Source organism: Azonexus sp. (genome assembly GCF_036170495.1).
GTDB lineage: Bacteria > Pseudomonadota > Gammaproteobacteria > Burkholderiales > Rhodocyclaceae > Azonexus.
The window spans coordinates 2,769-22,232 of record NZ_JAVHPH010000128.1; the positions used below are offsets into that span (position 1 = coordinate 2,769).

At 61.1% G+C, this 19,464-nt stretch carries 16 protein-coding genes; 8 read left to right on the forward strand and 8 right to left on the reverse strand.

Features of this window, described 5'->3' with window-relative positions; genetic code table 11:
* From ADADOO_RS03965 to acs, 3 genes are all read right to left on the reverse strand, one after another.
* Window positions 1–2,572: histidine kinase dimerization/phospho-acceptor domain-containing protein (locus ADADOO_RS03965; RefSeq protein WP_511275205.1), on the reverse strand; the 2,572-nt coding region annotated here is incomplete at its 3' end.
* The gene (locus ADADOO_RS03970) at window positions 2,573–2,767 is read right to left on the reverse strand and encodes a hypothetical protein (protein ID WP_511275206.1); all 195 of its coding nucleotides are present in this window, start codon (window positions 2,765–2,767) and stop codon (window positions 2,573–2,575) included.
* A gap of 183 nt (window positions 2,768–2,950) precedes the next feature.
* Entirely contained in the window at window positions 2,951–4,912 is a 1,962-nt protein-coding gene (acs, locus tag ADADOO_RS03975) for an acetate--CoA ligase (RefSeq protein WP_511275208.1), read from the reverse strand.
* A gap of 251 nt (window positions 4,913–5,163) precedes the next feature.
* Here acs and ADADOO_RS03980 point away from each other — a divergent pair, with 251 nt between their 5' ends.
* The 3 genes from ADADOO_RS03980 to ADADOO_RS03990 are packed head-to-tail and all read left to right on the forward strand — an operon-like array spanning window position 5,164 to window position 8,097.
* Window positions 5,164–5,700, forward strand: a complete 537-nt coding sequence (locus ADADOO_RS03980; RefSeq protein WP_511275209.1) for a TIGR00645 family protein — start codon at window positions 5,164–5,166, stop codon at window positions 5,698–5,700.
* 13 nt (window positions 5,701–5,713) lie between these two features.
* A complete protein-coding gene (locus ADADOO_RS03985) occupies window positions 5,714–7,249 on the forward strand; it encodes a fumarate hydratase (RefSeq protein ID WP_511275211.1) in 1,536 nt (511 codons plus the stop codon).
* Window positions 7,250–7,305: 56 nt separating this feature from the next.
* Entirely contained in the window at window positions 7,306–8,097 is a 792-nt protein-coding gene (locus tag ADADOO_RS03990) for a hypothetical protein (protein WP_511275213.1), read from the forward strand.
* Between the two features lie 32 nt (window positions 8,098–8,129).
* Here the strand turns inward: ADADOO_RS03990 and ADADOO_RS03995 are convergent, their stop codons facing one another.
* The 3 genes from ADADOO_RS03995 to ADADOO_RS04005 all read right to left on the reverse strand — a co-directional run bounded on the left by ADADOO_RS03995 (window position 8,130) and on the right by ADADOO_RS04005 (window position 11,626).
* Window positions 8,130–9,788, reverse strand: coding sequence for a hypothetical protein (locus tag ADADOO_RS03995; RefSeq protein WP_511275214.1), 1,659 nt, complete (start codon window positions 9,786–9,788; stop codon window positions 8,130–8,132).
* A gap of 40 nt (window positions 9,789–9,828) precedes the next feature.
* Window positions 9,829–11,079: a diguanylate cyclase domain-containing protein gene (locus tag ADADOO_RS04000; RefSeq protein WP_511275216.1), complete on the reverse strand. Its 1,251-nt coding sequence runs from the start codon at window positions 11,077–11,079 to the stop codon at window positions 9,829–9,831.
* Between the two features lie 199 nt (window positions 11,080–11,278).
* The gene (locus ADADOO_RS04005) at window positions 11,279–11,626 is read right to left on the reverse strand and encodes a PilZ domain-containing protein (RefSeq protein WP_511275218.1); all 348 of its coding nucleotides are present in this window, start codon (window positions 11,624–11,626) and stop codon (window positions 11,279–11,281) included.
* 179 nt (window positions 11,627–11,805) lie between these two features.
* Between ADADOO_RS04005 and menB the strand changes: the two genes are divergently transcribed.
* Both menB and ADADOO_RS04015 read left to right on the forward strand, forming a co-directional pair.
* Window positions 11,806–12,630 (forward strand): 1,4-dihydroxy-2-naphthoyl-CoA synthase, encoded by an 825-nt coding sequence (menB, locus tag ADADOO_RS04010; protein ID WP_511275220.1) that lies wholly within the window; start codon window positions 11,806–11,808, stop codon window positions 12,628–12,630.
* The gene (locus ADADOO_RS04015) at window positions 12,627–13,631 is read left to right on the forward strand and encodes an o-succinylbenzoate synthase (protein ID WP_511275222.1); all 1,005 of its coding nucleotides are present in this window, start codon (window positions 12,627–12,629) and stop codon (window positions 13,629–13,631) included. The genes menB and ADADOO_RS04015 overlap by 4 nt, the downstream gene beginning before the upstream one ends.
* Here ADADOO_RS04015 and ADADOO_RS04020 read toward each other — a convergent pair.
* Window positions 13,603–14,145: a hypothetical protein gene (locus ADADOO_RS04020; RefSeq protein ID WP_511275224.1), complete on the reverse strand. Its 543-nt coding sequence runs from the start codon at window positions 14,143–14,145 to the stop codon at window positions 13,603–13,605. The two genes, ADADOO_RS04015 and ADADOO_RS04020, sit on opposite strands and share 29 nt — an antisense overlap.
* A gap of 162 nt (window positions 14,146–14,307) precedes the next feature.
* On the opposite strand from ADADOO_RS04020, the gene ADADOO_RS04025 reads away from it, so the two are divergent.
* The 3 genes from ADADOO_RS04025 (at window position 14,308) to ADADOO_RS04035 (ending at window position 18,560) form a co-directional block, all read left to right on the forward strand.
* Window positions 14,308–15,846: a DUF4118 domain-containing protein gene (locus tag ADADOO_RS04025; protein WP_511275225.1), complete on the forward strand. Its 1,539-nt coding sequence runs from the start codon at window positions 14,308–14,310 to the stop codon at window positions 15,844–15,846.
* The gene (kdpE, locus tag ADADOO_RS04030; RefSeq protein ID WP_511275227.1) at window positions 15,843–16,535 is read left to right on the forward strand and encodes a two-component system response regulator KdpE; all 693 of its coding nucleotides are present in this window, start codon (window positions 15,843–15,845) and stop codon (window positions 16,533–16,535) included. Before ADADOO_RS04025 ends, kdpE begins: the two co-directional genes overlap by 4 nt.
* Window positions 16,536–16,682: 147 nt before the next feature.
* The gene (locus ADADOO_RS04035; protein ID WP_511275229.1) at window positions 16,683–18,560 is read left to right on the forward strand and encodes a potassium transporter Kup; all 1,878 of its coding nucleotides are present in this window, start codon (window positions 16,683–16,685) and stop codon (window positions 18,558–18,560) included.
* A 119-nt stretch (window positions 18,561–18,679) separates the two neighbouring features.
* On the opposite strand, the gene phaR is transcribed toward ADADOO_RS04035, so the two are convergent.
* Window positions 18,680–19,237: a polyhydroxyalkanoate synthesis repressor PhaR gene (gene phaR, locus ADADOO_RS04040; protein ID WP_494648067.1), complete on the reverse strand. Its 558-nt coding sequence runs from the start codon at window positions 19,235–19,237 to the stop codon at window positions 18,680–18,682.
* Between the last annotated feature and the right edge of the window lie 227 nt (window positions 19,238–19,464).

Genomic DNA, 19,464 nt, shown 5'->3' on the forward strand with positions numbered 1-19,464 from the left:
TGTCCGTCATCGTGTTGCCACCCTGGCGGAATTTTTCAAAAATGACGCTGCATTCCTCGGCCGTCAGGCCTGGGCCGTTGTCGCGCACTTCGACGCGGACCAGCCCAGCGGCGCTGGAGAGCCTGACGTGAACACGGCCGCTGCCGCCTGGCACGAACTTCACGGCATTCGATAGCAGGTTGATCATGACCTGGGTCAGGCGATCGCGGTCAGCCAGCACGACCGGTGCGAAAAGCGGAATGTCAGCCTCCAGGGCGACGCCTTTTTCCCGGAATAACTGTTCGAGCGAGGCCATCGACTCGCGGACTACTTCGCCTATATCGACTTCGCCCGTCGTCCATTCCGCTCGCCCGGATTCGAGCTTGGCCATGTCGAGAATCTGGTTGATGAGCCGGGTCAGGCGCTCGGCTTCAGTCACGATTATGCCGAGAAAACGCCTGCGGTCAGCCAGTTCGAGACGCGGGTCTTCGTGCAGCATTTCGGACAGGGCGCGGATCGAGGTCAGCGGCGTGCGCAACTCATGGGTCACCGTCGAGATGAAATCGTCCTTCATGCGGTCGAGTTCGCGCAGGCGATCGTTGGCTTCGCGCAGCTCGGCCGTCGCTGCTTCCAGTTCGTGCTGCTTGGCCTCCAGTTCGCGGCTGTGGGCGCGGACCTGCGTTGCCTCGTCGAGAATATCGAGCACCTCTTCCAGCCCGAGGTCTTCTTCCTGGGCCACTGAAGCGACCATGACCCGAGCACTAGCCGAGCCGATGGCGCCGGCCAGTTCGGATTCGGCAAACTGCACGAAATCAGCATCGGCCGGCAGATGGCGCCAATCCGTAGCCTGCCGCGAATGGGCATAGGCCGCCAATTGCTGCCGGGCACGGAGCGCACCAAGAAAACGTTCGAGCAGACCAACCAACGCATCCGGCGACGCCTTGCCGCGCCACAGGCGCGCCTCGGTGTTGCGCGAATCGAAGCGGAAGACATCGACAAAGCGTTCAGCCTGGCTGGCCTCGACCGCATCCGGTTTTGAATTGAGCGACACGGCAACATAGGCGCCGATATTGGCCAGCATGCTCCACCACAGACAATGCGAAATCTCGTCCAGCCCGGCCAGCCCGAATAACGCCTGCGCCTTGAGCCAGCCGAGGCCGAACAAGCCGTGTTCGACGAAACCGCTCGGCATCCACCCCGACTTGGCAAACGAGGGCAGCAGCAGGGTGTACAACCAGACGACAAAACCAGCCAGCAGACCGGATACCGCACCGGCCCGCGTCCCCTGTTTCCAGTACATGCCACCGAACATCGCCGGGGCGAACTGGGCGACCGCGGCAAAGGAAATCAGGCCGATACCGACCAGGGCGTAAGCCTCGCCAGCGGCGCGGAAATAGATGTAGCCGAGGAGCAGGATGAGGGCGATGGCGGCACGCCGGATGCCAATCAACAGGCCGGAAAGATCTTTTCGTTTTTCGACGAATTTTCCGGTTGACCGTAGCAGGATGGGCATGACGAGATCGTTGCAGACCATGGTCGACAAAGCGATGGTTTCGACGATGACCATCCCGGTCGCCGCCGACAGGCCGCCGATGAAGGCAAGCAGCGCCAGCGCCTCGGCGCCGCGGGCGAGCGGCAGGGTGAGCACGAAAGTGTCGGGATTGACCCCCTGCCCGTCAAAATGCAGCAAGCCGCCAAGGGCCAGGGGCAGGACAAAAATATTGATGAGCAGCAGATAGAGTGGAAAGAGCCAGACCGCCCGCTTGAGGTGCGACTCGTCGACGTTCTCGACGACGATGATCTGGAACTGGCGCGGCAGAAAAATAATGGCCAGGCCGGAAAGGATGATCAGCGCGGTCCACGTTCCCGCCCGGCTGGAATCGAGCTGCAGCAAGCGACCGAGATCGGCGCTCGCCGCCGCCCGTTGGAACAGATCGCCGAGCCCACCGAACAGGCCGTAAGTAACGAACAGGCCGACCGCCATGAAGGCGATAAGCTTGACCACCGACTCAAAAGCCACAGCAGCGACCATGCCCTCGTGGCGCTCGGTGGCATCGAGATGACGCGTCCCGAAGAGGATGGAGAAGAAGGCCAGCACAACGGCCATGAGGAAAGTCGAATCCAGTCCCCAGACCTCGACGCCGTTGCCCGAATGTTCGAGCAGCACATCAACGCTGGCCGCCATCGCCTTCAATTGCAGGGCGATGTACGGAACGACGCCAATGACCGCAATCACTGTCACCATGCCGGCCAGCAACTGACTCTTGCCGTAGCGCGAAGCAATGAAATCGGCAATGGAGGTAATCCGTTGCGCCTTGCTGATACGGATCATTTTGAAGATAACGCCGACACAAAGCAGCATCAGCGTCGGCCCGATGTAGATGGTCAGGAAAGACAGGCCACCGGAGGTCGCCCGCCCGACACTGCCGTAGAAAGTCCATGAGGTGCAATAAACAGCCAGCGACAGTGCGTAAACATTGGCCGAGATGATCGACTTGCCGGCATCGGCCCGCGCATCGCCAAAACGGGCCACCGCAAAGAGCAGCCCGAGATAGGCCGCAGCCAGCAGCGCAATCGACCAGCCGGAAAGCATCTACGAGTCTCGCCGCTCGGCCACCCAGGCCGCCAGCACGATCAGTCCAGCCCACACGCCGAACAGATACAAATAGGTCGCAGGGATACCCCCGAGCTCACCGCCCGGCAAGCTAAGCAGCGGATAGGTCAGCAGTGGCACGCCAAGCAGGCCGAGGGCAGCCAGTCGCTGGCGGGTTGGATTGGCTCTTTTCACGACCCCATCCCAGAAAAGGGAACGGCTGGCACGCCAAGCGCGCCAGCCGTTGTTGGCATATAGTCTGATACGACTACACGGGAGGTCACCTTTTGGGCGACCATTGTCTCCTCCTTGCCTTATAGTCTTTGGAGGCAGCGTGGCAAGTTCGCCGCCTCCTGGCTCAAGCTGGAACGAGGCTTTTTAGCCCTTGAGTTGTTCCAGGATAGCCGGGTTCTCCAGCGTCGAGGTGTCTTGCGTCAGTTCCTCGCCCTTGGCCAGACCGCGCAGCAGACGACGCATGATCTTGCCCGAACGGGTCTTCGGCAGGTTGTCACCGAAACGGATGTCCTTCGGCTTGGCGATCGGACCGATTTCCTTGCCGACCCAGTCAGACAGTTCCTTGATGATGCGCTTGGCGTCGTCACCGGTCGGGCGATGGCCCTTCAGCACGACGAAAGCGACGATGGCTTCACCGGTCAGGTCATCCGGACGACCGACCACAGCCGCTTCAGCGACCAGCGGGTTGGCAACCAGCGCGGATTCGATTTCCATCGTCCCCATGCGGTGACCGGAAACGTTCAGCACGTCGTCGATACGGCCGGTAATGGTGAAGTAACCGGTGTCCTTGTCGCGAATCGCGCCATCGCCCGCCAGGTAGTACTTGCCCTGGAAGTCTTGCGGGTAGTAGGACTTGACGTAGCGATCATCGTCGTTCCAGATCGTGCGGATCATCGACGGCCACGGCTTCTTGCAAACCAGGATACCGCCTTGGCCCCACGGCAGATCGGCACCGGTCTCGTCGACCACGGCGAACTGGATGCCCGGGAACGGCAGGGTGCAGGAACCCGGCACCAGCGGCGTGGCGCCCGGCAACGGGGTGATCATGTGACCACCGGTTTCGGTCTGCCAGAAGGTATCGACGATCGGGCAGCGGCCGCCGCCGACGTTTTCGTAATACCACGTCCAGGCAGCCGGGTTGATCGGCTCGCCGACCGAACCGAGGATGCGCAGCGAAGACAGGTCATAACTCTTCGGATGGACGGCCGGATTGGTGTCGGACGACTTGATCAGCGAACGGATGGCAGTCGGTGCGGTATAGAAAATGGAGACCTTGTGATCCTGGATCATCTTCCAGAAACGGCCGGCATCCGGATAGGTGGGAACGCCTTCGAAAACGATTTCGGTGGCGCCACAGGCCAGCGGGCCGTAGGTAATGTAGGTGTGACCGGTAACCCAGCCGATGTCGGCCGTGCACCAGAAGACGTCCGTCGGCTTGATGTCGAAGGTCCACTTCATGGTCATGATGGCGTGCAGGAGATAGCCGCCGGTGGAGTGCTGGACGCCCTTCGGCTTGCCGGTCGAGCCGGAGGTATAGAGCAGGAACAGCGGATGCTCGGCTTCGACCCATTCCGGTTCGCAAACGTCGGACTGGTTGGCCACCACGTCGTGCAGCCACTGATCGCGGCCGGCAACCATGTTAACTTCGGCGCCGGTGCGTTTGAAGACGATGACGTTCTTGACCGATTCGCAACCACCCATGGCGAAGGCTTCGTCAGCGATCGGCTTGAGCGGGATGGCCTTGCCGCCGCGGAACTGGCCGTCGGAGGTAATCAGGGCAACCGCGCCGGCGTCGTTGATACGATCGCGCAGTGACTGGGCGGAGAAGCCGCCGAAAACGATGGAGTGGATCGCGCCGAGACGGGCGCAAGCCTGCATGGCGCAGATACCTTCGATGGTCATTGGCATGTAGATGACGACGCGATCGCCCTTCTTGACACCCATGCCGCGCAGGGCGTTGGCAAACTTGGCAACCTTGGACAGCATCTCCTTGTAAGTAACCTTGGTGACTTCGCCGTTGTCGGCTTCGAAGATGATGGCAACTTTTTCGCCCAGACCGGCTTCAACCTGACGATCCAGACAGTTGTAAGAAACGTTCAGCTTGCCATCGGCAAACCACTTGAAAAACGGGGCATTGGACTCATCCAGCGACTGGGTAAACGGTTGCTTCCACGAAATCATTTCACGGGCGCGCTTGGCCCAAAATTCCGGGTAGTCGGCTTCCGCTTCCGCGCACAGCGCCCGGTAGGCGTCCATCCCCGAAACCGCCGCGTTCTTGACCATTTCGTCAGACGGATAAATTAGCTGCACGGACTCATTCGACATACTTTTCTCCTCTGCGGTACTTCGCAATTTATGTTGAAACAACCGATTGGACCTCGGGTGTGACCCGGGGCTTATTAAAGCCGTCCACGCTGGAAAATCCGCTTTCCCCATCACCAGCGTTGATGCGGCATTAGACGTCGATATTCTTACAAACGCCTTACGAAATCACGCTGCGCCGCAGCATTTCAGGGGATTCCGGAAGGCGGCGGGTCGCGTGATAAACTCTGGCTCCCCAATTTTCGATTCCAAAAATGAGTTTGCCCATTAAATATCTTGAGTCCTTCATCTTTGCCAGCCGCTGGATTCAGGCCCCGCTCTATCTTGGCCTGATCGTCGCGCAGCTCGTGTATTGCTGGCTGTTCATGGTCGAACTGAGTCACCTGGTCCATAACGCCATTGACGCCGCCCATATCAGCGAAGCCGAAATCATGCTGACCGTCCTCGGCCTGATCGACGTCGTGATGATTGCCAACCTGCTGGTCATGGTTATTATCGGCGGCTATGAAACATTCGTCTCGCGCCTTGACCTCGAAGACCACCCGGATCAGCCGGAGTGGCTCTCCCACGTCAATGCCGGCGTCCTCAAGATCAAGCTTTCGACCGCCATCATTGGCATCTCTTCGATTCATCTGCTGAAGAGCTTCATCAATGCCAACAACCTGCCCGAGCACACGTTGATGTGGCAGGTCATCATTCACGTCGTATTTCTTTTCTCCGCCCTGGCCATGGCGATGGTAGACAAAACCATGACCCAGACCCTTGCCCTGCAACATCAAAAAAACCACTAGCCCGGAGTTGCGCATGACCGCCATCAAACAAGAAGACCTGATCCAGTCCGTTGCCGATGCTTTCCAGTACATCAGCTACTACCATCCGCTCGACTACATCAAGGCGCTCGGTGAAGCCTACGAACGCGAGGAATCCCCTGCCGCCAAGGACGCCATCGCCCAGATCCTGACCAACTCGCGGATGGCCGCCGAAGGTCACCGCCCGATCTGCCAGGACACCGGCATCGGCATGGTCTTCATCAAGGTCGGCATGAACGTCACCTGGCCGGATGCAACAATGAGCATCCAGAAGATGATCGACGAAGGCGTCCGCCGCGCCTACACCAACCCGGACAACCCGCTACGCGCCTCGGTGCTGGCCGACCCGGCCGGTGCCCGCAAGAACACCAAGGACAACACCCCGGCTGTTGTCCATTTCGAGATTGTCGAAGGCGATCACGTCGAAGTCATCTGCGCCGCCAAGGGCGGCGGTTCCGAAGCCAAGTCCAAGTTCGCCATGCTCAACCCGTCCGATGACCTGGTCGACTGGGTGCTGCACAAGATCCCGGAAATGGGCGCCGGCTGGTGTCCGCCCGGCATCATTGGTATCGGCATCGGCGGCACCCCGGAAAAGGCCATGCTGCTGGCCAAGGAATCGATCATGGCGCCGGTCAATATTCATGAACTGAAGGCCAAAGCCGCCAGCGGCGCCAAGCTGACCCGCGCCGAAGAACTGCGCCTCGAATTGATGGAAAAGATCAACGCGCTGGGCGTCGGCGCCCAGGGCCTGGGCGGCCTGACCACCGTGCTCGACGTCAAGGTGCTCGACTACCCCTGCCACGCTGCCAACCTGCCGGTCGCTCTGGTTCCCAACTGCGCGGCGACCCGCCACTGCCACTTCCACCTCGACGGCTCCGGCCCAGCCAAGCTGGCCGTGCCGAAGCTGGCAGACTGGCCGGCCGTGACCTGGACGCCGGATCTCAAGTCGGCGACGCAGGTCAATCTCAACACCCTGACTAAGGAAGAAGTCGCTTCCTGGAAAATCGGCCAGAAGCTGCTCCTCAACGGCAAGATGCTGACCGGCCGCGATGCTGCCCACAAGCGCATTGCCGACATGCTGGCCAAGGGCGAAAAGCTGCCGGTCGACTTCACCAACCGCGTCATTTACTACGTCGGCCCGGTCGATCCGGTGCGTGACGAAGTCGTCGGCCCGGCCGGCCCAACCACCGGCACGCGGATGGACAAGTTCACCCGGATGATGCTCGAACAAACCGGCCTGATCTCGATGATCGGCAAATCCGAACGCGGCCCGGTCGCCATCGAGGCGATCAAGGACAACCAATCGGCTTACCTGATGGCTGTCGGCGGCGCCGCTTACCTGGTGGCCAAGGCGATCAAGTCGGCCAAGGTCGTCGGCTTCGCCGATCTCGGCATGGAAGCGATCTACGAGTTCGATGTCGAAAATATGCCGGTGACCGTGGCCGTCGATTCCTCCGGTGTCAGCGTGCATGAAACGGGGCCGAAGGAGTGGCAAGCCAGGATCGGCAAGATTCCGGTGGCGGTTGCCTGAGTCCGATTCACAGCAAACCAGACCCGGCTTCGGCCGGGTTTTTCACATGAGGTCGCATGTTCCGCAAAATCCGCATCCTGATCCTGATGCTCATCCTGGCCACCGTCGGACTCGGCACCTGGCGCTCGAATTCCCGCCTGACGGCTTGGGAACACACCATTCATGTGGCGATCTATCCGATTGCCGGCGACAATTCGCCGGCCACCGCCGCTTACATCAGTGACCTGAATAACGAAAGTTTTTCGGAAATTGCCCAATGGTTGCAACAACAGACGGAAAAACAGGGCCTCGCCATCCTGCAACCGGTAGCGCTGCGTGTCGCGCCGCGGCTGGCCGAAATGCCGCCCTTGCGGCCAAGCCAACCGGGTGTGCTGGATGCCATTTGGTGGAGCTTGAAACTGCGCTGGTGGGCGTCGCAACACGACAAGATCGATGGCCCGAAGCCGCATATCCGGCTCTTCGTGCTCTTTCACGATCCCGCACGCAATAGCGCGGTTCCCCATTCGACCGGCCTTAGCAAGGGGCAGATCGGCGTCATCCATGCCTACGCTTCACGCCTGCAGCGGCGGCAGAACGCCGTGGTGATCACCCACGAAATGCTGCACACCTTCGGCGCCAGCGACAAATACGACCTGGCGACACAGCAGCCGATCTACCCCCAGGGCTACGCCGAGCCGGGGCGAAACCCGCGACTGCCCCAGGAGATGGCGGAAATCATGGGGGGGCGTATCCCGCTTGACGAACAGACCGCCGAAATCCCGACCAGCCTCGCTGATACGCTGATCGGCCCGGAAACAGCAGCGGAAATAGGATTCCTACGGTCAACCGGAAAAAGCGGCCAAAATTGAGTTCGTCGGCCGAGCGCCCGGTCGGCGCCCGTTCAGCGCTCGGTCTTACCGACCACACCCCACAGCGCCCGGAACTTGCCGGGCAACGTCAGCCGCTCGTCTGACAGCGCTTCGAGGAAATCCGACAGGCGTTTTGACTTGGCCACGGCGAACAACACCAGTGCGATGAACACGGAACTGGCGATCAGCCCGTGCAGGCTGCGTTCGAGCATCGAGCCTTCCCCGAAGGCAATGATGTTCATACCGAAATAGCCGGTGGTCACCGTTGCAATGAGGCCGAGAATGGTGATCACGGTCAGCCGGACAACCGTGTTTGATTGCCGGCGCTGCGAATCGCTGTCGAGGTAATGGCTCATCTCGCGAATTTCATCGCGGACATCGTCGTACAGCGCGTCGTTACGCAGATGGTTGGAACACAGGCGATACATCGCCTGCACGTGCGGCCGCTCGGAAAGCTCGTGGAACCAGTAGCGGTGGGTGAAGCGCAGAAAGGTTTCGAAGTTGGCCCGGATTCGACGCTTGAAGCGGCGCACTGAATTTTCGTTACGGATGTCGAGATCATTGACCGCATCGACCAACACCTCGGAAAACGCCAGCAGCGAGGCGCGGTGCAAATGCGCAATGAGGAAAACGAGGAAATACTGGTGACGAAACTGGGCCAGTACCCCGCGTTCGCCATCGACAAAAAATGGAAATGCCGTATCGCCGACCACCGTAAAAGCATTGCCGGTGCACATAAAACGGGTGTTTGGCCCGGCCTCGCTGTCGGTCCAGAAACGGTCGTGACAGAAACGGCTTTCGAACTCGATGACGCCCGGTTCGTTGATCGGCAGCGTTTCGTTCGGATGCAACAGGGTTGCCAGCCCGATGCGCACCCACGCCTCGCGGCTTAAGGTGCGCGGCTGGTCGACGGCGAGAAAGGCCATCACCGGCATGCGCTGATACTCGATCAGACGGTAGCGCAAATCGCCCGGCTCGTCGGAATGAGCCAGCACCATCGGCCGCAGCAGGCTGGCCCAGTGCTCGGAAATGCAGGGGCTGCGATGCAGGCAGACATAGCTCAGGTATTTTTCGCGTATTTCAGCATCGGAACGGGCGATGACCTGGCCATCGATCCCGATCCACTCGGCCAGATAGATGTTGTGCAAGCCTTCGCCGCCCTCTTCCCAGCCTGAGGGGTAAGCCCGCCCGAAACGGAACAGAAAATCGCGCACCGTGTCGAGCGGCAGGTCATTGGCCCGGACCTCGAGATTAAGCTGCACGACATCAAGATCGTGGAAGAAATAGAGATCGATGTGCACGATGTCCAGCTCGATCGGCGCCTGGCCCTTGTGCAGTATCACCCGCAGCCGGTCAATATCCTTACGCCGGAAAACGTGCATGGGCGACCCCCCCGGCGGGTCGTCTGCCGACGAATTGCGCGAGCGCCCCTCGCCGTAAAGAAAACGCTGCACATAGGGCAGAAACGAAACGAATTCGCGGTAATGGCGCTCCTTGAACTGACCGGCATCGTCCATGAATTCGTCGTCGATCCGGCGCCACGGACTGGCCTCCGCCTGCGACTCGAACAGCTCCCAGTGGCGGCCTTCGCTGCCGGTTATCGCCATCGGCTCCAGTTGCAGCGGCCAGACCAGGCTGGCGTGAAAGAGCCGAACATGACCGTTCTGCCGATTACCCTGCGTTTCGGTCATCCAATATCCCCGTGTGGACTACTCATGCCGATTTTATCAATCAGGAGACCATTCGTTCGGCCCGGGCGCGATCCCACAGGCGCTTGTTGATTTCCTCAATCGGCAACTCGAACCGGAAGTGTTTATCCAACTCCCGGAGGATGGGCATCAATTGCATCCCGACCGTACCGAGGCAAGGCCTTAATTCTGCCGGATCAATCGTCGCCAGCAACGCCTTGAGTTGCGGCACAAAGGATTCGCAACCAGCCAGACCGGCCGCCTGGAGAGTCGTCGCCATCACCTGATTGCCACCAGCCCGGGCGGCGGCATCGAGGCGCGCATAGGCCAATTGCAGCAGGGTCTGCTCCGACAAGGCCACGCCGTCATCGGGAACAACCGCGACACCAACGCTGACAGTGAGGTGGATACGCTGGCCTTCGACGGAAATTTGCGCACTCGCCATCGCCTTGCAGATCCGCTTGGCAAATCCGGCACAAATCGAGGCAGACGTTGATCGCGTCACAATGACCACCCGGCCATCGGCGAGTTGCCCGATAAAGTCCTCCGGCCGAATCTTCCGCGACAACAGGAAACAGAATCTTTGCGCCGAGCTGAACGCCAGTTCGGCCCCGTAGCGAACGACCAGCTCATCATAGCCGTCAAGACCAAAGGCCAGAACGCCGACACTTTGGTCCTCTTGCGCCTCGCCTAAACTTTTCGCCAGGTATTCCTCAAGCATTTCCTCGGCCAGCACCGTATCGTCGTTGCGAAAGTCATCGCCTCCCGGCTCGTCGCGCTCCGTGGGTTCCAGTCCGGCAATCTGGCCCATGATATTGCTGATGCCGATGTCGGACTGCCCGCCAAACTGCTCGAAGGGTTCTTCTGTCAGCGGCGAAGGCGCCTGAACGCGCCCATTGGTTGCATCCTCTCGCCACTCCATCTGAGCCGAAACGAGGCTTTCAATCGACGGACGGGTCGCCCCCTTGACGATAAATTCGGTAACCCCCAAATTCCAGGCATTTTGTCGCTGCTCATCGGAAAAGCTGTTCGACACCATCAGCAAAAACGGAACGTTTTTCAAGCGTGCCAACTTGCTGTCGCGCAAGCGCTCGAGCAAGCCACGGCCATCGTCTCTGTCCAGGGGCATTCCGGAGACGACGGCAGCAATGGCGCTGTCGAGGACCATGGTCTGCCATGCCGACTCGTCATTGTCCTCATCTCGCACATCAAAACGATCAGACAGTTGCTTGGTCAGCGAGGCGCGAACCACTCGCGATGCATCGACAACCAGAACCTTGCGCTTATTTGCCATCTATATTCCAAATTCGTCAATTATTTCAAATACTTGAATTTCATTTCCGCCGGAATTCAAGTGTAATCGACGCGGCACCATCCAAGTCAAGATTGCTGCAGGTAAAAACGCGAGGAGCTCATCGCGATGCGCCGGCGCAACGCCGACCACCCAGTATTGGAGGATCTGGAAATTTTCTTCCGGCCGTAATCGGGGAGGCTCAGGAAGCGGCCGGGGTTTCCCGGCACTTCCGTTTGTATTCGCGGATCAGTTCAAGTTCGTCGTCACTGATCGACTCGAAACGCAGACCGACCAGCCGGCGCTCACCAAGCCGACGGATGCGCATGATACTGACGTAGGCTTCGACCATGCCGCCGAGATCGGGTGAGTCGATGCGACAGACGCCAACTTCACCGCTCGGCTTGGCGCCGAGAACAGCCGCGTCGATCAGGACACCGATGCCGGACACCGAAATATCCGCCGCCGGCAACTCGAGGTGCATGCCCCCCAGGCTCAGCGAGACATGGCCTTTGAGGAAAACGCGAGGGGAGCGACGACGTTCTTTCACGACAGATTTCCGGCACAAGTTTAGGCAGGCATTTTTGCACGTGCGTCGTTCAAACGCACGACAATTACCTGGATTTACCATAGCCGGGCCGGCCGCCAAAATCCAGCCCCTCGGCACCGATGCCGCCCCGCCAAGCGCCGGCTATACTCTGGCCTTCCTGCCTTAACCACTGACGAATCATGACCCTCAGCATCCGCTGGCAAAGTGCCCACACCTACACCGACATCCTCTACGAAACGGCCGAAGGGATCGCCAAGATCACCATCAATCGCCCGGCACGGCGCAATGCCTTTCGCCCGGAAACGGTCAACGAGCTGATCGACGCCTTCCACCGCGCCCATCACGACAACGCCATCGGCGCCATCATCCTGACCGGCGCCGGCCATGAGGCTTTCTGCTCGGGCGGCGACCAGAAGGTGCGCGGCGCCGAGGGCTACATCGACGAAGGCGGCACGCCGCATCTCAATGTGCTCGATTTGCAGATGCAGATTCGCCGGCTGCCCAAGCCCGTGGTGGCGATGGTCGCTGGCTTCGCCATTGGTGGCGGCCACGTCCTCCACCTCGTCTGCGACCTCTCCATCGCTGCCGACAACGCCCGCTTCGGCCAGACCGGGCCGCGTGTCGGCAGCTTCGACGCCGGTCTTGGCGCCGGTCTCATGGCGCGCACCATTGGGTTAAAACGCGCCAAGGAAGTCTGGCTGCTCTGCCGCCAGTACGACGCGGCCACCGCGCTCGACTGGGGGCTGGTCAACGCCGTCGTGCCGGTCGCCAAGCTGGAAGAGGAAACAGTGAACTGGTGCCGCGATATGCTGCAACTGTCGCCCATGGCGCTGCGCATGATCAAGGCCGGCTTCAACGCCGACACCGACGGCCTGGCCGGCATCCAGGAACTGGCCGGCAACGCCACCGGCCTGTTCTACATGAGCGAAGAAGGCCAGGAAGGCCGCAACGCCTGGCTCGAACGCCGCCCGCCCAACTTCGGCAAGTACCGCAAACGGCCGTGAAAATCGTTGCCGCCGACTGGCTGCCCTACGCCCTGCCGTTCAAGCGCCCGTGGCAGACCAGCCGCGGCGAAATCAGGGAGCGCCACGGCCGCCTGCTCCGACTGAAAACGGCCGACGGACTGACCGGCTGGGGCGACTGCGCCCCGCTGCCCGAGTTCGGTATCGGCGAGGATGCCGCCACGGCCTTTGCCGAGGAATGCGCCCATCTCGATCTGGTTGCCCAAGAATCCGGGCTGCCGCTCAACGCCTGGCTCAGTGGCGAGTCGCCAGTGACCAATCTCACGGTCAACCGGAATTTTGGGCCAATTTTGAAATGCGCCTCCGAGGCGCTGGCCGATGCTGCTGAGGCCGGCTTCAGCGTCCTCAAGCTCAAAGTCGGCGTCGCCCCGATCAACGATGAAATCGCCGCCCTGCGCCAACTCGCCAGCACCTTGCCAACCGGCCTGCGCCTGCGCCTCGACGCCAACCGCGCCTGGCACTTCGCCGACGCGCAAAGCTTCATCGCCGCCTGCGCCGGCCTGCCCATCGAAGGCCTCGAAGAACCGCTGACCGAACCGACGCCGGGTTTACTGCAAAAATTGCAGTCGACCGCAGCCTTTCCGTTGGCCATCGACGAATCAATCCACCTGCTCGACGCCCACTTTTTCCGCCATCCGCCGGTCCGCCGCATCGTCATCAAGCCGGCCCGCCACGGCGGCCTGCTGGCCAGCGTCGAACTCGCTTTGCGCGCCCGAGCTTCGGGCATTGAGGTCGTCGTCACCACCTGCCTGGAAAGCGCCTGCGGCCTCCTCGCCTGCACCCATCTCGCCGCCGCCGTAGCGCCGGACGCCGTGCACGGCCTGGCCACGGCCGACTGGTTTGCCGAAGACACCGGCAGCACGCCGGCCATCGTCGGCGGCCGGTTGCAACTACCGACCGGCCGCGGACTCGGCTTTCACGCCTTCAAGCCCCAGGCGCCAACGCCAGCCTCGGCTACAAGCCCAGACGCCCCTGCGTCGTAAACACCTTGTCGGCCACGCCGTGCCCGATCGCATCGATGTGGTCGAACAGGCCCGTCTCGAAACCGCTCAGCCTGACGCCGGTCAATTCGGCCCAAAAACTGGCGACCTGAGCCGGCGTCACCGGCTGGCTAGCCCCGTCGGGCAAATTCAGCGTTGCTTCAAAACCTCTCAGCCAGTGATCGCCAGGCGCGTAACGCGAGCCGATGTACTGAAGTTCATGGATCGCATCCTGCTTTTCGAGCGGCGACCACAAGCCGAGGACATTGCAGATAAAAGCGCTTCCATCCGGCAAGGGAATACACGCTGCGGCATGCTTTTCGTGATGGGTATCCCGGCTGAAACACAGCGTTGCCAGCCCCTTTTCCTGCAGCGCCGGCCCAATCCGGTGGGCGATCAGCCACGACTCGATGGCCGTGGTGCCGGACATGATCAGCTTCGCCAGTTGGACCCCGCTTTGCGCCTGGCGAACCAACTGGCTGGCGCTGTTTGGCCAATCGAATGAGAACGTATTCACCGGATAACCCTGTCTGGAAGAATGGTATCCGCGCATTTTAGTGCGCCGCCATCCGCCAGCCTTGGAATCTTTACGACATTTTTACGCCGGGATGGAGAGAATATTCGGCGTTTATAGACGCGACGACGTAGGCTGGAAATATCGGATTGCAGAAAGAAAATCATGGACAGCGAAAACCCGGCAGTCACGCCACCACCAGAGCGTTTCAAGCCCTGGCAGCGGACACTGCTCACGGTATTGGCCTGCGCCGCGACAACGCTGGTGGCGACACCGCTGCTCGGCTATCTCGACCTGGCCAATATCGTCATGCTCTTTCTGCTCACGGTATTGCTCGTCGCCATCATTTTCGGGCGCGGCAGCGCGGTGCTCGCATCGATACTCGGCGTCCTGCTCTTCGACATCTTTTTCGTCCCACCGCGCTTTTCGCTGGCCGTCGAAAACATCCAGTATCTGGTGACCTTCGCCGTCATGTTGATCACCGGCCTGATCACCGGCCAACTGGCCGCTGGCCTCAAACAAAAGGCACGCGAAGCTCAGACGCGCGAGCAACGCACGCAGGCGCTCTACGATGCGGCCCGGCAACTGGCCGGCGCGCTGACCCAGGCCCAGATCGTCGACATCGCGCGCAATTTCACGCAGACGCAGCTTGAGGCCGAATCGCTCATTCTGCTGCCTGACGAGCACGGCCAGCCAACGCTGGCGACCTCCACCGCCCCGGCCTGCAAGGTCAATACGCTGCTGGCCAACATTGCCGAAGACAGCGGTAAAACGGTCCGCAATCATGAAATGTCCGGCAGCAGCTATGCCGCGCTCTACCTGCCCTTGCGCGCTTCGATGCGCACCCGCGGCGTGCTCGCCATTGCCTTCCCAGCCGAAGTCGTCAGCGTGCCCGACGAACACGTTGCCCTGCTTGAAGCCTTGGCCTCGCTCATCGGCATCGCCCTCGAACGGCTGCATTACGTCGACGTCGCCCAGTCGACGCAGCTCAAGATGCTTGCCGAGCGGCTGCGCAGCTCCATCCTGTCGGCGCTTTCACATGACTTGCGGACGCCGCTGACGGCGCTGGTCGGGCTGGCCGATTCGCTGTTCCTGATCAAGCCAGCGCTGCCCGACACTGCCCTGGAAACCGCCCAGGCTCTGCACGAACAGGCGGCCCGTCTGGCCAATCTGGTCGGCAACCTGCTCGACATGGCGCGCCTCAATGCCGGCGACATCAATCTGCGCCGCGAATGGCAACCGCTCGAAGAGGTCATCGGCGCCAGCATCAAACTCATCGAAAGCGCCCTCGTCGCCCACCCGGTCAAGGTCAGCCTGCCGGCCGACCTGCCGCTGCTCGAATTCGATGCCGTGCTGCTCGAACGCGTCTTCTGCAATCTGCTCGAAAACGCCGCCAAGTACGCGCCGCCGAACACCCACCTCGAGATCACGGCACAGCCCGCCGGCGAGTTTGTCGAAGTCGCCATCAGCGACCGCGGCCCCGGCTTTGCGGAAACCGACAACGACCGGCTGTTCGACATGTTCGTGCGCGGCGACAGCGTTGCCGGCAAACCGGGCACCGGCCTCGGCCTGGCCATCTGCCGGGCTATTGTCGAAGCGCATGGCGGCACCATTCGCGCCACCAATCGGCCGGAAGGCGGCGCCTGCATCAGCTTCACCCTGCCGCGCGGCACGCCGCCCATCCTGGAGGAGGAAAGCGTATGAACACGCCGAAACCCAAGGTGCTGCTCATCGAAGACGAAAAGACCATCCGCCGCTTCGTCCGGGCAGCCGTCGAGGAGGAAGGCTGCGCCGTGATCGAAGCCGAAACGATGGCCGGCGGCCTGATCGAGGCCGGCGTCCAGAAGCCCGACCTGCTCATCCTCGACCTCGGCCTGCCCGACGGCAATGGCATCGACCTGATCCGCGACCTGCGCGGCTGGTCCGAAGTGCCGGTGCTGATCCTCTCGGCCCGCACCCAGGAAAATGACAAGATCGACGCCCTCGACGCCGGCGCCGACGATTACCTGACCAAGCCGTTCAGCGTCGGCGAACTGCGCGCCCGCGTCCGCGCCCTGTTGCGCCGGCGTCTGCGCAGCGGCGAAGGGGCAACGCCGGTCGTCGAATTCGGCGATGTCACGGTCGACCTGTCCCGCCGACTGGTTTCGCGGGGCGGTGACCCCGTCCATTTGACGCCCATCGAATACCGCTTGCTGTCCACCCTGCTCGGCCACCCCGGCAAGGTGCTCACCCAGCGCAACCTGCTGCGCGAAATCTGGGGGCCATCCTACGTCGAGAGCAGCCATTACCTGCGGGTCTACGTCGGCCATCTGCGTCAAAAACTAGAGAACGACCCAACCCAGCCCCGCCATTTCCTGACCGAAACCGGCGTCGGCTACCGCTTCCAGCCGTAAGGAAGCACCGATTTATATCCCACCGTTCGGGCTGAGCCTGTCGAAGCCCTCGAGTCTACGAGAACAGCCCTTCGACAGGCCTGTCCTGAGCCGGCTCGAAGGGCTCAGGGCGAACGGAATTGTTCAGCGTTGCCGTAAAGGAAAGTTATGCAAGTCACCAACAACAAGCGTCTCGCCACGCTGACCCTGGCCGCTCTCGGCATCGTCTATGGCGACATCGGCACCAGCCCGCTCTACGCCATCAAGGAAGTATTCGGCGGCGCCCATCATCCGGTGCCGATCACCCCGGACAACGTGCTCGGCGTGCTGTCGCTCTTCCTCTGGTCGCTGCTCATCGTCGTCACGCTGAAGTACGTGTCCTTCATCATGCGCGCCAACAACAAGGGCGAAGGCGGCATCATCGCGCTGATGACGCTGGCCCTGCACAACGGCAACCCGGCGTCGCGCCGGCACAAATTGCTGATTGCCCTCGGCCTGTTCGGCGCCGCGCTGTTCTACGGCGACGGCGTGATCACCCCGGCCATTTCGGTGCTCTCTGCGGTCGAGGGGCTGGAACTGATCACCCCGGCCTTCAAGCCCTATGTGCTGCCGATCACGCTGAGCATCCTGATCGGCCTGTTTTTCTTCCAGCGCCGCGGGACGGCCAGCGTCGGTGCCCTGTTCGGCCCGATCATGGTGCTCTGGTTCGCCGTGCTGGCCAGTTTTGGCGCCATGGCCATCATCGAGCACCCGGCCGTCCTGGCTGCGGTCAACCCGATTTATGGCCTGAATTTCCTGCTCGGCAATTCGGTCCTCGGCTTCTTCGCCCTTGGTTCCGTCGTCCTCTGCATCACCGGCGCCGAGGCCCTCTATGCCGACATGGGCCACTTCGGCGCCAAACCGATCCGCTACGCCTGGCTCGGCTACGTGCTGCCGGCGCTGGTCATCAACTACTTCGGCCAGGGCGCGTTGCTGCTCGACAACCCGGGAGCCATCGAAAATCCGTTCTACCTGCTCGCCCCCGACTGGGCGCTCTACCCGCTGGTCATTTTATCCACGGTGGCCACCATCATCGCCTCGCAGGCGGTGATTTCCGGCGCCTTCTCGATCACTCAGCAAGCGATCCAGCTCGGCTACACGCCGCGCCTCGAAATCCAGCACACGTCGGATCGCGAAATGGGCCAGATCTACCTGCCGGCCATCAACTGGCTGCTGCTCATCGCCATCATCGGGCTGGTCATCGGCTTCAAAACTTCATCGAATCTGGCCGCCGCCTACGGCATCGCAGTGACCGGCACGATGCTGATCACCAACCTGCTGGCCATCGCCGTCGCCATCCGCCTCTGGCAGTGGAGCCCGTGGCGGGCCGTGCTCGGCGCCCTGCCCTTCATCGTCATTGACCTCGGCTTCTTCCTCGCCAATTCGGTCAAGATTCCCGATGGCGGCTGGTTCCCGCTGGTCTTCGGCCTCGGCGTCTTCATCCTGCTGACCACCTGGAAACGCGGCCGCGAACTGCTGCACGAGCGACTGGCGGCGGATGCGCTGGAACTCAAGCCCTTCATTGAAGACATCGCCGGCGGTGGGATCGAGCGGGTACCCGGCACCGCCATCTTCCTGACGCCGGACCCGGAAGCTGTGCCGCACGCCCTGCTGCACAGCCTCAAGCACTTCAAGACGCTGCACGAACAGGTTGTGGTTCTCAGCGTGTCGGTGTTCGACGTACCGTATGTGCCGGATATTGACCGCGTCGAAGTGCGCAAGCTGGCCGGTAACTTCTCGCAGGTCGTCGTCCAGTATGGCTACAAGGACGAACCGAATATCCCCGCCGCCCTCGCCCTGTGCGGCGAGGCCGGGCTACACATCGACATGATGGATGCTTCGTTCTTCCTCGGCCGCGAAACGCTGATCCCAAAATTGAAATCGGAGATGGCCTACTGGCGCGAATTGCTTTTCGTCGCCATGTTCCGCAACGCCGGCAGTGCGACGGCCTACTTCAAGATTCCGTCGAATCGCGTCGTCGAACTGGGGGCACAGATCGTCCTGTGAGCGTGGGGGTCACGGTCAACCGGGCTTGCTACGGTCAACCGGGTTTACTACGTGAAACGTAAAAAACGGCCAAAATTGAAATACGCGGTGGCGGGCAGATGATCTGCCCGCCAAGCCCTTTATTCGGGCTTGTCGCCCGGGTTGTACTGGAAACCCGTGAACATCGTCCGTGTCTGGTTCTGCATCTGGTCCTGCATCGACTGGAACATTTTCTTCGACTGATCCATATAGGCCGTCATCATGTTCTGCATGGCCGGTTGCTGAAAATTCAGGAACTGGTTCCAGAAATCCGTCTGCATGTGGGTGTTGTCGCCACCATTCGGGCCGTACATGGTCTTCGACTGTTCCTGCAACTTGCCCTGGAAGTCCACGAAGGTCTTCATGTTGTTTTCCAGGTACTTGCCGAGCATGCCCTGCATCGTGCTGCCGTAGAAACGGATGAAGCCGGAAAGCAGTTCGCTCGAGAACAACGGCATGCCGCCCGATTCTTCTTCGAGGATGATTTGAAGCAGGATGCTGCGCGTCAGATCTTCATCGGTCTTGGCGTCGAGCACCTTGAACACTTCGAACTTGAGGACCAGTTCCTTCACATCGCCCAGCGTGATGTACGCACTCGTCTTGGTATCGTAAAGACGACGATTGGGGTATTTCTTGATCAGGCGTACCGGTTCCGACATGCTTTGATCCTTCAGGACGGGTTTGTGTGCAGCGCAACATTATAGCAAAAAAAACGGGCGCTTTAGGGCGCCCGTTCCTGCTGCGCTGCAAAAATTCAGCAATATTTGCTGCTGATTTCCGCAACGCCGTTCGGCTTACTGGTAGTACAGACCGCCGTTGATGTTCATCGTCGCGCCGGTCATGAAGGCAGCCAGATCGGAAGCCAGGTAGGCGCAGGCGCCACCGA

Coding starts and splice junctions, on each gene's coding strand:
- ADADOO_RS03990 (WP_511275213.1), top strand. CDS start 7,306: ATGTTCCGCAAAATCCGCATCCTGATCCTGATGCTCATCCTGGCCACC.
- acs (WP_511275208.1), bottom strand. CDS start 4,912: ATGTCGAATGAGTCCGTGCAGCTAATTTATCCGTCTGACGAAATGGTC.
- ADADOO_RS03985 (WP_511275211.1), top strand. CDS start 5,714: ATGACCGCCATCAAACAAGAAGACCTGATCCAGTCCGTTGCCGATGCT.
- kdpE (WP_511275227.1), top strand. CDS start 15,843: ATGAACACGCCGAAACCCAAGGTGCTGCTCATCGAAGACGAAAAGACC.
- menB (WP_511275220.1), top strand. CDS start 11,806: ATGACCCTCAGCATCCGCTGGCAAAGTGCCCACACCTACACCGACATC.
- ADADOO_RS03980 (WP_511275209.1), top strand. CDS start 5,164: ATGAGTTTGCCCATTAAATATCTTGAGTCCTTCATCTTTGCCAGCCGC.
- ADADOO_RS04000 (WP_511275216.1), bottom strand. CDS start 11,079: ATGGCAAATAAGCGCAAGGTTCTGGTTGTCGATGCATCGCGAGTGGTT.
- ADADOO_RS04025 (WP_511275225.1), top strand. CDS start 14,308: ATGGACAGCGAAAACCCGGCAGTCACGCCACCACCAGAGCGTTTCAAG.
- ADADOO_RS03995 (WP_511275214.1), bottom strand. CDS start 9,788: ATGACCGAAACGCAGGGTAATCGGCAGAACGGTCATGTTCGGCTCTTT.
- ADADOO_RS04035 (WP_511275229.1), top strand. CDS start 16,683: ATGCAAGTCACCAACAACAAGCGTCTCGCCACGCTGACCCTGGCCGCT.
- phaR (WP_494648067.1), bottom strand. CDS start 19,237: ATGTCGGAACCGGTACGCCTGATCAAGAAATACCCCAATCGTCGTCTT.